Annotated in this window: 12 protein-coding genes; 3 read left to right on the top strand and 9 right to left on the bottom strand. The window is 69.3% G+C overall.

What is annotated here, in order from left to right; genetic code table 11:
* The gene (locus AC6EKW_RS03175; RefSeq protein WP_498513679.1) at positions 1–642 is read left to right on the top strand and encodes a flavin reductase family protein; all 642 of its coding nucleotides are present in this window, start codon (positions 1–3) and stop codon (positions 640–642) included.
* Positions 643–703: 61 nt separating this feature from the next.
* Here the strand turns inward: AC6EKW_RS03175 and rbsK are convergent, their stop codons facing one another.
* Positions 704–1,621, bottom strand: a complete 918-nt coding sequence (gene rbsK, locus AC6EKW_RS03170; RefSeq protein ID WP_273886929.1) for a ribokinase — start codon at positions 1,619–1,621, stop codon at positions 704–706.
* Positions 1,622–1,627: 6 nt separating this feature from the next.
* Positions 1,628–2,524, bottom strand: coding sequence for a hydroxymethylglutaryl-CoA lyase (locus AC6EKW_RS03165; RefSeq protein ID WP_498513678.1), 897 nt, complete (start codon positions 2,522–2,524; stop codon positions 1,628–1,630).
* Between the two features lie 132 nt (positions 2,525–2,656).
* Here AC6EKW_RS03165 and AC6EKW_RS03160 point away from each other — a divergent pair, with 132 nt between their 5' ends.
* Together AC6EKW_RS03160 and AC6EKW_RS03155 are read left to right on the top strand one after the other, a co-directional pair.
* On the top strand, positions 2,657–3,898 hold the full coding sequence (locus AC6EKW_RS03160; RefSeq protein ID WP_498513677.1) for a Tm-1-like ATP-binding domain-containing protein: 1,242 nt from the start codon (positions 2,657–2,659) through the stop codon (positions 3,896–3,898).
* The gene (locus AC6EKW_RS03155) at positions 3,895–4,725 is read left to right on the top strand and encodes a phosphoenolpyruvate hydrolase family protein (protein WP_273886926.1); all 831 of its coding nucleotides are present in this window, start codon (positions 3,895–3,897) and stop codon (positions 4,723–4,725) included. Before AC6EKW_RS03160 ends, AC6EKW_RS03155 begins: the two co-directional genes overlap by 4 nt.
* Here AC6EKW_RS03155 and AC6EKW_RS03150 read toward each other — a convergent pair.
* The 7 genes from AC6EKW_RS03150 to AC6EKW_RS03120 form a co-directional block, all read right to left on the bottom strand.
* Positions 4,722–6,251, bottom strand: coding sequence for an amidase (locus AC6EKW_RS03150; RefSeq protein WP_498513676.1), 1,530 nt, complete (start codon positions 6,249–6,251; stop codon positions 4,722–4,724). The two genes, AC6EKW_RS03155 and AC6EKW_RS03150, sit on opposite strands and share 4 nt — an antisense overlap.
* Before the next feature lie 69 nt (positions 6,252–6,320).
* Complete coding sequence (locus AC6EKW_RS03145; protein WP_498513675.1) at positions 6,321–6,587, bottom strand: hypothetical protein; 267 nt, start codon at positions 6,585–6,587, stop codon at positions 6,321–6,323.
* Between the two features lie 227 nt (positions 6,588–6,814).
* On the bottom strand, positions 6,815–7,525 hold the full coding sequence (locus tag AC6EKW_RS03140; RefSeq protein ID WP_273886922.1) for a Crp/Fnr family transcriptional regulator: 711 nt from the start codon (positions 7,523–7,525) through the stop codon (positions 6,815–6,817).
* A gap of 113 nt (positions 7,526–7,638) precedes the next feature.
* On the bottom strand, positions 7,639–9,609 hold the full coding sequence (locus AC6EKW_RS03135) for an acetyl/propionyl/methylcrotonyl-CoA carboxylase subunit alpha (protein ID WP_498513674.1): 1,971 nt from the start codon (positions 9,607–9,609) through the stop codon (positions 7,639–7,641).
* On the bottom strand, positions 9,606–10,406 hold the full coding sequence (locus tag AC6EKW_RS03130; protein ID WP_498513673.1) for an enoyl-CoA hydratase-related protein: 801 nt from the start codon (positions 10,404–10,406) through the stop codon (positions 9,606–9,608). The genes AC6EKW_RS03135 and AC6EKW_RS03130 overlap by 4 nt, the downstream gene beginning before the upstream one ends.
* Positions 10,403–11,278, bottom strand: coding sequence for an MBL fold metallo-hydrolase (locus AC6EKW_RS03125; RefSeq protein WP_498513672.1), 876 nt, complete (start codon positions 11,276–11,278; stop codon positions 10,403–10,405). Before AC6EKW_RS03125 ends, AC6EKW_RS03130 begins: the two co-directional genes overlap by 4 nt.
* Before the next feature lie 3 nt (positions 11,279–11,281).
* Positions 11,282–12,889: a carboxyl transferase domain-containing protein gene (locus tag AC6EKW_RS03120; RefSeq protein ID WP_498513671.1), complete on the bottom strand. Its 1,608-nt coding sequence runs from the start codon at positions 12,887–12,889 to the stop codon at positions 11,282–11,284.

The raw sequence follows: 12,889 nt of genomic DNA, 5'->3' as shown, positions 1-12,889 counted from the left end.
TTGTCCCAGGGAAACGATCCTGGAAGCAGGAAGAGAGAAGACCCACTCTGGGAGATCCTTCCCCCGGAGGGTTCCTCGCTGCGTGAGGCGATGCGCCACTTCCCCACGGGCGTCACCGTACTCACCACCGGTCGCGGAGAGCGGGCCGAAGGGATGACGGCGAACGCGGTGATCTCGGTCTCCCTCGACCCTCCCCTCATGCTGGTGAGCGTGAACCGGCAGGCCAGGATCCACGACCGTCTGCAGGAGGAGGGCTACTACGCCCTGAACCTCCTGGCCGACGACCAGGAGGGCCTCTCGAGGCTGTTCGCCTCCCCGGAGAGATCGAGCGGGCTTCAGGCCGTGAACTCACTCGGCGGCGGTTACGGCTCGACCGGCGCTCCCCTGGCAGCCGGGGCGCTCGCCGCGATAGAGTGCGAGATAGAAGCGGTCTACCCCGGAGGCGACCACGACCTCTTCCTGGGGCGCGTCGTGGGGGTGAGGCTCGGCGATGTGCGCAAAGGACCGCTCGTCTACCACGAGGGAACCTACCCCTCCCTGAGACCCACACCCTCCCCCGCAGAAGGGCCGGGGGCGTTCGTGGACGCGGTGCGCGGCTACGACGCCCGGGTGAGCGGCCTGCGCCGCAGAAAGCGCCGCTGAGGATAGACGGCGCGGCTCGCCGTCCCCTGTTTCGAGAACATACCCACCTCCCTCCGCAGGCTCATCCCCCGGATGCGAGCGAGATCACCTCGGACGATGAAGGCAGCGCGCTTCTAGCCCCGGGCCGGGTGACGGTGATGGCCCCCGCGGCAACCGCGTAGGAGACCGCCTCCTCCAGCGTGTCGTCCGCAGCGATGCGGGCGGCGAGCGCCCCGACGAAGGCGTCGCCGGCCGCGGTGGTGTCCACCGCCTCCACCCGGGGGGCCGGGACGTGGCGTACATCACCGGGGGCGGCCACGACCGCCCCCGAGGCGCCGAGCGTCACCACCGCGGAACCGGGACCGCGGGCGAGGAGTTCTCCGGCCGCCCGCGAAGCTCCTCCGACGCTCTCGACCTCGCGCCCGAGCAGGAAGGCCGCCTCGTGCTCGTTGACGACGAGGACGTCGGTCGAGCGCAGCAGGTCTTCCGGGATACGGGACGGCGGGGCCAGGTTGAGCACGAACCTGGCCCCGCTCTTCCGGGCGAGGCGGGCCGCCTGCTCGACGCAGGCGAAGGGTATCTCCATCTGGCAGACGACGACCGAGAGCCCGCCGAGACGTCGCCAGGCCAGGTCCACATCGGTGGGGCTCAGGACACGGTTCGCACCGGGGGCCACCGTGATGGCGTTCTCCCCGTCCGGGGTGACGGTTATGAACGCCGTGCCGGTGTGAACGCCCTCCGCGGAAGAGACCAGGCTCGTGTCAACCCCGGTCTCCCCCAGCTCCCGGACGAGCTCCTTCCCGAAGGCGTCGTCGCCCACGCGGCCGAGGAAGGCGACCCGCGCGCCGAGCAGGGCAGCGGCTGCGGCCTGGTTGGCACCCTTGCCCCCACCGTGCAGGGAGAGCTCGGCGCCGGTGACCGTCTCCCCGGGTTGCGGCCGGCGCTCGACCCGGAGCACGAAGTCCTGGTTTATCGAGCCGACGACCAGAACATCCGGCACGGGAGGCTACCCCGCGGCCCGGGCGAAGGCACCGGCCCTGTAGAGCTGCCCGGGAAGCTCCCTGCCCAGGTGCACCGAGAGCCAGCCGGCACAGGAGATCAGACGCTCGAGGTCCAGCCCGGTCTCGTACCCCATCCTCTGCAGGAGGTACGCGAGGTCCTCGGTGGCTATGTTGCCGGTCGCGCCCGGCGCGAACGGGCAGCCACCGACGCCCCCGATCGAGGAATCGAGCACCGAGACCCCGGCCTCCACCGCGGCCAGCGCGTTGGCGTACCCGGTGTTGCGGGTGTTGTGGAAGTGGCACCCGACGACGGGACCGAGGCCCAGGACCTCCCCGAGCAGGGCCCTCACCTGCGCGGGCGCGGCGACGCCTATGGTATCGGCGAGCACCAGCTCGTCCGGCCCGGCGGCCGCCACCTCGCGCGCGAGCTCCACGACCCGCTCCTGCGGCACGGTGCCCTCGAAAGGACACCCGAAGGCTACGGAGAGGGTCACCGAGACCCTCACCCCGTCGAGCCGGGCCCGCTCCACCAGATGGAGCGCGAGGTCGAGCGCTTCCTCGACGGTGGTGTTCTGGTTGTGCCTGGCGAACGATTCGGTCACCGGCAGGGCGTAGCGAACCTCGTCGACACCCGCACCGAGTGCCCGCTCGTAACCACGCTCGTTCAGAACCAGCCCGCAGTAGAGTACGCCGGGCTCACGCACCAGCGAGGAGAAGACCTCCTCGGCCCCGGCCATCTGCGGTACCAGATCCTCGTTGACGAAGCTCGCCGCCTCTATCCGGCGCACGCCGGCGGAGACCAGCCGCTCGCATAGCTCGGCGCGTATCTGCGGACGCAGCACGGTCTTCTCGTTCTGCAAGCCGTCGCGTGGTCCCACCTCCACGACTTCTATGTGGCGCATCGGATTCACTCCTCTCACCCGGACTCCCCCTGAACTTATATCACAGGATGCTGACCCATCGTTCAGCGGCAAGATACACCATGAAAGCAGGGATATACTGACGCGGACCACACGACGGGAAGAGGAGGGTGGATGGCGACGGTGGTTCTCGTGGGAACGCTGGACACCAAGGGAGAGGAGTACGCTTTCCTGCGCGAGCGGCTGCGGGAACTCGGGGTGGACGTGATCCTGGTGGACGCCGGGGTGCTCGGCGAGCCGAAGACGTCCCCGGACATCCCCCGCGAGGAGGTGGCCCGGGCCGCTGGGACCAGCATAGAGACGCTGGCCGAGGCGGGAGATCGCGGTGCGGCCGTCGGGACGATGTCGCGCGGGGCCGGAGAGATCGTGCACAGGCTCCACGAGGAGGGGCGGCTCGACGCGGTGCTCGGGCTCGGAGGCTCCGGAGGCACCTCGCTCGTGACGGGTGCGATGCGAAGCCTGCCGGTGGGCGTACCGAAGATCATGGTCTCCACGATGGCCTCCGGCGACACCCGCCCCTACGTCGGGGCGTCGGACGTAACGATGATGTACTCGGTCGTGGACATCTCCGGGATCAACCGCCTCTCCGCCCGCATACTCACCAACGCCGCGGCTGCGGCGGCGGGCATGGCGCGCGCGGAAACTCCGCAGGGGACCGGCGAAGACCGCCCGCTCGTCGGGGCAACGATGTTCGGGGTGACGACGCCCGCGGTCGAGGCGGCCCGGGAGCGGCTCGAGGAGCTGGGCTACGAGGTCCTGGTCTTCCACGCCACCGGGACCGGCGGGCGCTCGATGGAGGCCCTGATGCGCGACGGCTTCATCACCGGCGTTCTGGACCTGACCACCACCGAGCTCGCCGACGAGCTAGTCGGCGGGGTGCTCTCCGCGGGCCCCGACCGGCTGCAGGCGGCGGGCGAGCTCGGGCTGCCGCAGGTCGTCTCTCTGGGCGCCTTGGACATGGTCAACTTCGGGCCCAGGGAGACGGTGCCGGAGCGCTTCCGGAACAGGAGGCTCTACGAGCACAACCCCACGGTCACCCTGATGCGCACGACCCCCGAAGAGTGCGCCGAGCTCGGCAGGACGATCGCCCGCAAGTTGAGCGCAGCGCGGGGCCCGACGACCCTGTTCGTCCCGCGCGGCGGACTCTCCGCCATCGACCGCGAGGGGCAGCCCTTCCACGACCCCGAGGCCGACGGGGCGCTCTTCGAGGCCCTGCTGGAGAACCTCTCCGGGAACGTCGAGGTCGTCGAGAGCGAGGCCGACATAAACGACCCCGCTCTCGCGCGAGAGATGGCCGAGAAGCTGGACCAAAATTACAGGTCGTGGAGGAATGAAGAGCAGAAGGAGACAAGATGAAAAGAGAAGAGGCGCTCGCACGGCTGCGGAAAGAGGTTGAGCGCGGCAGGCCCATCATAGGGGCCGGGGCCGGCACCGGACTCTCGGCCAAGTGCGCCGAGGCGGGCGGGGCGGATCTGATCATCATCTACAACTCCGGGCGTTACCGGATGGCCGGGCGCGGTTCGCTCGCCGGGCTTCTGCCCTACGGGGACGCCAACGCGATAGTCGTCGAGATGGCCTCCGAGGTGCTACCGGTGGTGAAGGACACGCCGGTCCTCGCGGGGGTCTGCGGCACCGACCCGTTCAGGCTCATGCCAGGCTTCCTGAAGCAGCTCAGGGAGATGGGTTTCTCCGGGGTGCAGAACTTCCCCACCGTCGGGCTTTTCGACGGCAACTTCCGGCAGAACCTGGAAGAGACCGGGATGGGTTTCGAGCTCGAGATCGAGATGATCCGGGAGGCCCACGAACTCGACCTCCTGACCGCGCCCTACGTCTTCGACGAAGAGCAGGCGCGCAGGATGGCCGCCGCCGGGGCGGACGTTTTGGTCCCTCACATGGGGCTCACCACCTCCGGGACGATCGGGGCGAAGACCGCGCTCTCGATCGAGGAGGCAGCCCGCAGGGTGCAGGCGATGCACGACGCGGCGAAGGAGGTGAACGAGGAGGTGCTCGTCCTCTGCCACGGCGGCCCGATCGCCACCCCCGAGGATGCGGCCTACGTGCTCGAGAACACCAGCGGGGTCGTCGGCTTCTTCGGGGCCTCCAGCGTGGAGCGGCTGCCGACGGAGGTCGCGATCACCGAGAACATGCGGCGCTTCAAGGGGATCGCACCGGGCTCCGTCTAGCGCGAGGGGGGCGTGTAGGCCCCGCTCTTCTCGAACGCCCGCGCGGCGCGCAGCACGGTCTCCTCGTCCCACCTCCGGCCTACGAGCATCATGCCCACGGGCAACCCCTCCGAAACCCCGCAGGGAACGTTCATCGCCGGGTGCCAGCTCACGTCGAAGGGGGCGGTGTTCGGGATCATCTCGAGCCCCCGGGCTATGATCTCCTCGCGCGGGGCGTCCGGAGCGGGTATCTCCGTCGCCTTCATCGGGAGCGTCGGCATCAGGAGCAGGTCCACCTCCCCGAGCGCCGCGTCGTAGGCGGCCCTGAGCCTGCGCGCCAGGTTCTGCGCCCTCGCGTAGTAGCGCCCTCCGTAGCGCTCGCGCACGTACTCACCGAGGAGCATCGTGAGCTTGACGGTCTCGGAGAGTTCGTCCGCAAGCAGCCGCCTGCCCCGCCCGTAGACCTCGAGCAGCGAGGTCGGGTAGTGACCGGACCAGTTGGTGCCGAGCGCGTTGCCCTTTACCATGAGCTCGGTCGCTCCCTCGATGGCGATACCGTTCCAGATGTGGATCCCGTCGCGGTGCATCGGGATGGAGATCCGGCGCACCTCCGCCCCGAGCTCGCTGAACCTCTGCGCCGCGCTCCGCACCGTCTCGTCCACGTCTTCCTCGGAGAGGCCGGGTAGGCCGAACCCCTCCTCGACGACGCCCACCCGCAGGCCCTCCACGCCCCTCTCCAGAGCTCCCAGATAGTCCCCGACCCGCACGTTCCTCTGGCGCGGGTCGAGCCCGTCCTCCCCGGCGACCACCGCGAGGAGCAACGCCACGTCGTGGACGCTGGCGGCGATGGGGCCGGTGTGGTCGAGGGTGAGCTCTATCGGGAAGATCCCGGTGTAGGGGACCAGCCCGTAGGTGGGCTTGAGGCCGTAGGTCCCGCACCAGCAGGAGGGGATGCGTATAGAGCCTCCCTGGTCCCCGCCGATCGCCATGTCCACCTCTCCGGCGGCGACCAGCGCCGCGCTCCCGCTCGACGAACCGCCCGCCGAGCGGGCGTGGTCGTGGGGGTTTCGCACGGGTCCCGTGTCCGAGGTGTGGCTCCCCCCGGAGAAGCAAAGGTGCTCGCAGACGGCCTTGCCCGCTATCTCACCCCCGGCGTCCAGGATGCGGGTGACGATGGTCGCGTCGAACTCGGGGACGTACCCCTCGAGCGTGGCCGATCCGTTCATCATCGGCACCCCGGCGACGCAGACGTTGTCCTTTATCGCGAGACGCTTCCCATAGAGGGGGCCGCTCCCGACGCCTTTTATCGAGCACCTGTAGTACCAGGCCCCGAGAGGATTCTCCGCGGGGTCGGGGCGGTGGCCGCCGCTCCTGGGGTACTTCACCCGGCGTACGGGCTCGGCCAGCTCGTCGAGCCTGCGGTACGAGGTGGAGAGCGTCGCCTCCATCAACGCCGCGAAAGAGGCCGCGTCTTCCCTCTCCAGATGCAGCCCGAAGCGGCCTCCGATCTCCTCTACCTGACCGACCGAAGGCTTCCTGCTCACCATGTGTACCGGTCCTCCTCTCCCGCCACTCGCACTCGCAGGCAAGCTAGCAGAGAGCTGGCGCCGGATCAACTAGTTCCTCGCGGTCACCGCCTCTCTTTCATCGTCGGCTTTCGCGATGCGGCCGTCCGTTCCGCTCGCATCCCTCCCTCCCGCGACGGCGAGCAGCCTCTCCCGCGCGTCGAGCAGGATCTCCGTGACCTCCTCCGTCAGACGTTCGTCACGACCGCGTGAGGCCCGCGTCCTGGCGAGCGCGAGATCGAGCAACTCCACCGCGTCCCTGATGGTCCCGTCCAGGATCAGATAACCCTCGCAGCGACGAAGTCGCGGAAGACTCATGACCTCCACCTCTACCCTCTCTTCCGAGATACGTACCGGAGAGGTCCGGCGTCCCGCCTCATCTCCTCTCGAGGCGGGACGCCGGACGCACCGGCTCGGGCGTTGCGACGACGCGAATCTCAAAGGGGGTCGACGCCCTCATATTATGCCTCAGGAATTCCATAATTCACGTATCCGGGGATACAACACGGTGCGCTCCGCAGCGGGGGAAGAACACCCGATGCAACTCACGGGAGATCCTGTGGGAGCCACCCGGCGACGCGTCCCAGCGCCGGGAGGTCCTTCACCCGGATACGCCTGCGGCGCACCTCTATCATCCCGGCGCGTCGCAGGTCGCCGAGCGCGTTGGTGACGGCCTCCCGGTTCGCCCCTATCATCGCGGCCAGCTCCCTGTGGGTATAGGGTGTCGCGACCTCGTAGACGCCGCCCTTGACGACCCCCTCCCCCTCGACCAGCCGCAGGATGGAACTCGCCAGCCGGGAAGGCACGTCTTTGAGCGCGATCTCCGCGAGGCGCTCCTCCTGCGTCCCCAGCCTCTCGCCCAGCAACTCGACCAGGCGAAGTCCAACCTCCGGGTGAGAGAGGATGAGCTCCTTGAGATCATCCCTGCCGAGCACGCTGATCTCCGACGGCTCGGCGGCCTCGGCGAAGGAGCCGTGTACGCGTTGGGCGGTGAGCGGGATCTCCCCGAAGACGGTCCCCTCCCTGACCACCGCCAGCGTCAGCTCGCGGCTGCCGACCATCCTGTAGACCCTCATCCTCCCCCGCCGGAGGATGAAGAGCGCCTCGCTCCGCTGGCCGGGGGAGTAGAGGACCTCCCCCCTCTCCAGCGCTACGTCCTGCAGGCGGCGGCCGAGCTCCTCGACCTCCCGCCGGGAGAGAGGCTCGAGGATGTCCGTGAGGGAGAGCAGCCGCGCTTTCTCTTCCGGACCGCCCAAGTCGCTCTCACCCTTTCTACACCGGATCCCGGGTTCACGTCCGATCCCCGACGCCCCGGCATCCTCTTCCGGCGACCACGCTCCCTACAAAGGATACCAGCGCGCCGGCCGGGTCAACCCCCTTCCCGCTCCATCTCCGCCAGCACCGCCCCTCCCGGGACGACCTCACCCTCAGAGAACGGGATCCTCTTCACCCTGCCGGCGTACGGGGCGGAGACCGTCTGCTCGGTCTTCATCGCCTCGAGCACCAGCAGCGGCTGCCCTTCAACGACCTCTTCGCCCTCGGCGGCGAACACCTTGATCACCGTGCCCGGCATCGGGGCGGTGAGGCTGGTACGGCCGGAAGCGCCGGTCCCGCCCCCGCCGTCCGCCCGGAGCGGTTCCGGCCGTACGAACCGGTAGCTCTCCCCCTCCAGGGAGACGAAGAGCGCGCCGCCGTCCTGCGCGAAGCTGCCCCGAAGGATCTTCCCGTCACAGGAGGCGCTGATGCGTCCCTCAGCGACGCGCACCTCCTCCAGGAGGCTCACCTTCCCGTCCGACTCGACCCGCAGCGCCCCACCCGCGGCACGCCGCACCCCGACCCTGCGCTCCTCCCCTTCGAGCAGGTAGCGCAGCTCCCAGCCCCCGCCGCGCCAGGGACCGGAATCGAAAGGATCGACGCCGCCACGAGGAGAAGACGTCTCGGCGGCGGCCGCGAGCAGGACGGCCTCCTCGGGCACCCGGCGCGGCCCGGTGGGCGCACCGGTGAGCCCGTGCTCCTCCAGGAAAGAGACGTGGGTCTCCCCGGAGAGGAAATCCGGCTCCGCGGCTATCCTCCTCAGCAGCGGCAGGTTCGAGGCGGGCCCCAGGATCGTGTAGTCCGCGAGCGCCCGGCGCAGCCTCCTCACGGCCCGCCTGCGGTCCGGAGCCCAGACGATGAGCTTGGCGAGCATCGGGTCGTAGTTGAGCGGCACCACGTCCCCGGCCTCGAACCCCGCGTCGTTGCGGATGCCCGGGCCTTCGGGAAGCTCGCAGGCGAGCAGCTCGCCCCCCGAGGGCAATCCGGCCTCGTCCTCGGCGTAGACGCGGGCCTCTATCGCCGAGCCGCGCAGCGTGATCTCCTCCTGGGAGACCGGGAGGCGCTCTCCGGCGGCGACGGCGATCTGCAGGTGCAGAAGGTCCATCCCGGTCACGAACTCGGTCACCGGGTGCTCGACCTGCAGCCGGGCGTTCACCTCCAGGAAGTAGAAGTTCTCCCCGTCGAAGAGGAACTCCACGGTGCCCGCGTTGTGGTAACCCGCCTCGCGGGCGAGCCGGACGGCCGCGGCGCAGACCTCCTCGCGCTTCTGCGCGTCGAGCGCCGGGGATGGGGCCTCCTCGACGATCTTCTGGTGGCGGCGCTGGATCGAACACTCCCTCTCGTAGAGGTGGATGACGTTGCCGTGCTTGTCGCCGATCACCTGCACCTCGATGTGCCGCGGGCGCTCTATGAGCTTCTCCAGGAAGACCGAGCCGTCCCCGAAAGCCGAGGCGGCCTCCCTGCGGGCGCTCTGCACCGCCTCCGGGAACTCCTTCGGGTCCGCGACGGCACGCATCCCGCGCCCACCGCCGCCGGCGGAGGCTTTGATCAGGACGGGGTACCCGATCTCGCGGGCCGCCCCGGCGAGCTTCTCGTCGTCGGCGTCCGGGTCCATGAAGCCCGGCACCGTCGGAACCCCGGCCCGCTGCGCGAGCTCCTTCGCCCGGGTCTTGAGGGCCATCGCCTCCATCGCCTCCGGCGGCGGCCCGACCCAGACCGCCCCCGCCTCCTCGACCGCCCGGGCGAAAGCGGCGTTCTCGGAGAGGAAGCCGTAGCCCGGGTGCACGGCGTCGGCGCCGCTCTTGCGGATCACGTCGGCGATGCGCCCTATGTTCAGGTAGCTCTCGGTCGCCGGAGCGGGGCCTATCGGGTACGACTCGTCGGCGAGCCGCCGGTGCAGGGAGCCGGCATCGGCCTCCGAATAGACCGCCACGGTCCTGATACCGAGCTCCCGACAGGCCCGGATGACGCGCACGGCGATCTCGCCCCGGTTGGCGACGAGCAGCTTCTCGAACGGCGGGTTCAACGGCTCACCTCCTCCCTCCACGCGGGCTCGCGTTTCTCCAGGAAAGCACCGAGCCCTTCCTGCCCCTCCTCTCCCCCGCGCAGCCGGGCGATCCAGCCCGCCATCCTCTCGGTCGCCTCCTCCGGATGCTCCTCGAGCTCGCGCAGGAGCTCCTTGGTCGCCGCGAGGGCCCTGGGCCCCCCTTTGAGAAGCCGGGAGACGGCCCGCTCCGTCGCCTCGTCGAGAGCCTCCGCGGAGGACACCTCGTGTACGAGCCCGATCTCCCGGGCCCTTCCCGCGTCGAAGCGGGAGCCGCTCAGGAAGAGCTCCCTGGCGTGGGAGATGCCGATCTTGCGCACCACGAACGGGGCGATCGTCGCCGGGGAGATCCCGAGCCTCACCTCGGTGAAGGCGAACCAGGCATCCTCAGCCGCGACGACCAAGTCGCAGGAGGCGACGAGCCCGCACCCGCCGCCGACCACGGCCCCGAAGACGCGCCCGACGACCGGTTTGGGGCAGCGGTCTATCGCCCGGTACATCGCGGCGAGACGCCTCGCGTCCTCTACGTTCTCCTCGTGGGAGAAGCGGGCGGTCTGGCGCATGTAGCCAACGTCGGCCCCGGCGCAGAAGGATCTCCCCTCCCCGGAGAGCACGACGACGCGCACCTCCTCGTCCCGTGCGGCCTCCTCGAAGCAGGAGGTAATCTCCCCGATCAGTGCCGGGTTCAGAGCGTTGTGCACCCGCGGCCGGTCGAGCAGGACGCGCAGCACCCCGCCGTCTATCTCGAGCCGCAGGTTCTCGTAGCCCAAGGTCTTCAATCTTCCTCCTCCCAGGCGTCCAAGAGCAGGGTATCGTAGGCGAAGGTGAGGTTCATCCCCTCGCCGCGCAACTTCTCCTCCACCTCGAGCAGATCGCCGTAGGAGAGCCCGTCCATCTCCTCGATGTGGGTGAGCACGGTGCGCCTCGCTCCGAGCCTGCGCACGATGCCGAGCGTCTCCTCGAAGGTGGCCTCTATCTTGAGCACCGGGTGACCCTCGGGGATGTGCCGCTCTCCCGTCAGAGGATCGAACTCCGCCAGCCCCTTCGGCAAGACCGCCAGGTCCAACCCCCGCACCGGCTCCGGTGGGTCCCAGCCCTTCAGCTCGTCCGGTGCGACGAGGGCGCGGCGTTCCCCCTCCTCGACCAGGAAGGCGTAGACCCCGTCTTCCGCCAGCTCTATCGGGGTGATGCGAAACCCGTTCGTCTCGATTTTTTCACCTTCCGCGAGCTCTATCAGCCGCACCACCCCGTAGACGTCCTCAAGGAAGGAGAGGTGCTCCCAGCTCCCCAGATACCTGCGGAAGTCGCGGGCGACCTTCTCCGGCAGGTAGACCTCGGTGAGCCCGCTCTCCGGCGGGCGTCCGAGCCAGTCCTGGTTCATCGTCTCGAAGAGGCGGCGGCCCATCACGTGGTCCGGATGCCAGTGGGAGTAGATGCAGCGGCCCACCCGCTCGACGCGCGAGCGCTCGAGCTCGAGCTTTATCTCTTCGGGCGTGTCGACGAGCAGGTCGGGACCGTGCAGGTAGAGCGCGGGGCCCATCCTGCTGTAGGGGACGCCCTTCAACCGCGCCTCCTCGCACACCCGGCAGCGGCACAGGGGGCGCGGCGTGGTGATCGCACCTCCCGTCCCGAGGAACTCCACCCGCAGCATCGCCTACATCCTGAAGACGCCGAAGGTCGTCTCTCCGATGGGGGCGTTCGCTGCGGCCGAGAGCCCGAGCCCGAGGTACGTCCGGGTCTCGGCGGGGTCTATCACGCCGTCGTCCCAGAGGCGGGCGGTCGAGTAGTAGGGGTTGCCCTCCCGCTCGTACTTCTCGAGGATGGGCCGGCGGAACTCCTCGCGCTCCTCGTCGGTCATCGTCCTGCCCTCGCGCCGCAGCCCGTCCTCCCGCACGGTGGCGAGCACGTTCGCCGCCTGCTCGCCGCCCATCACGCTGATGCGGGCGTTGGGCCACATCCACAAAAAACGCGGCGAGTAGGCCCTGCCGCACATCCCGTAGTTGCCCGCCCCGAAGGAGCCGCCGATGATCACGGTGAACTTTGGCACCGAGGCGCAGGCGACGGCCATGACCAGCTTGGCCCCGTCCTTGGCGATCCCGCCGTTCTCGTACTGTTTCCCGACCATGAAGCCGGTTATGTTCTGCAGGAAGACGAGCGGGACGTGGCGCGAGGAGCACAGCTCGATGAAGTGCGCCCCTTTGAGCGCGCTCTCGGAGAAGAGGATGCCGTTGTTGGCGAGGATGCCGACCGGGTGTCCGAAGATGCGGGCGAAGCCGCACACCAGCGTCTCGCCGTAGAGCGGTTTGAACTCGTCGAAGCGGCTCGCGTCGACGATGCGGGCTATGACCTCCCGGACGTCGTAGCTCCTGCGGTAGTCCTGCGGGACGATCCCGTAGAGCTCCTGTGGATCGTAGAGGGGCTCCTCGGGGTCCGCCACCTCCCACGGGAAGCTCTTCTTGCGGTTGAGGTTCGAGACGATCTGACGCACCAGCGCGAGCGCATGCTCGTCGTTCTCGGCCAGATAGTCGGCGACGCCGGAGATGCGGGCGTGGACGTCTCCCCCGCCGAGCTCCTCGGCGGTGACCTCCTCGCCGGTCGCCGCCTTGACCAGCGGCGGGCCGCCGAGGAAGATCGTCCCCTGCTCGCGCACGATGACGACCTCGTCGCTCATCGCCGGGACGTAGGCCCCACCGGCGGTGCAGCTGCCCATCACGGCGGCGATCTGGGGGATCCCCTTCGCGCTCATCCTGGCCTGGTTGTAGAAGATGCGCCCGAAGTGGTCGCGGTCGGGGAAGACCTCGTCCTGCATCGGCAGGTAAGCCCCGCCGGAGTCGACCAGGTAGATGCACGGCAGGTGGTTCTGCTCGGCGACCTCCTGCGCCCGCAGGTGCTTCTTGACCGTCATGGGATAGTAGGTACCGCCCTTGACGGTGGCGTCGTTGGCGACGATGACGCACTCGGTCCCCTCGACCCGCCCGATGCCGGTGACGATCCCGGCCGAAGGGACCTCCCCGCCGTACATCCCCCAGGCCGCGAGCGGCGAGAGTTCGAGAAAGGCCGTCCCCGGGTCGAGGAGCCGCTCGATGCGCTCGCGCACGAGCAGCTTGCCGCGCCCGGTGTGCCTCTTTCGGGCCCGTTCGCTCCCGCCGCGGCGCACCTCTGCGGTCCTCGCGTGCAGCTCCTCGACGAGCGCCTCGAAGGCTGCCCGGTTGTCCTCGAACTCCCCGGTCTGCGTATCCGCGAAACTCTTCAGCTCTCCCAT

Source organism: Rubrobacter sp. M3-4 (assembly GCF_059772285.1).
The sequence above is the reverse complement of the archived record's forward strand: the minus strand, read 5'-3'. Positions and strand labels throughout refer to the sequence as shown.

What these genes read in the sequence shown, in the direction of transcription:
- AC6EKW_RS03160 (WP_498513677.1), top strand. Translation starts at nt 2,657, where the DNA reads ATGGCGACGGTGGTTCTCGTGGGAACGCTGGACACCAAGGGAGAGGAG.
- AC6EKW_RS03150 (WP_498513676.1), bottom strand. Translation starts at nt 6,251, where the DNA reads ATGGTGAGCAGGAAGCCTTCGGTCGGTCAGGTAGAGGAGATCGGAGGC.
- AC6EKW_RS03125 (WP_498513672.1), bottom strand. Translation starts at nt 11,278, where the DNA reads ATGCTGCGGGTGGAGTTCCTCGGGACGGGAGGTGCGATCACCACGCCG.
- AC6EKW_RS03120 (WP_498513671.1), bottom strand. Translation starts at nt 12,889, where the DNA reads ATGGGAGAGCTGAAGAGTTTCGCGGATACGCAGACCGGGGAGTTCGAG.
- AC6EKW_RS03155 (WP_273886926.1), top strand. Translation starts at nt 3,895, where the DNA reads ATGAAAAGAGAAGAGGCGCTCGCACGGCTGCGGAAAGAGGTTGAGCGC.
- AC6EKW_RS03165 (WP_498513678.1), bottom strand. Translation starts at nt 2,524, where the DNA reads ATGCGCCACATAGAAGTCGTGGAGGTGGGACCACGCGACGGCTTGCAG.
- AC6EKW_RS03145 (WP_498513675.1), bottom strand. Translation starts at nt 6,587, where the DNA reads ATGAGTCTTCCGCGACTTCGTCGCTGCGAGGGTTATCTGATCCTGGAC.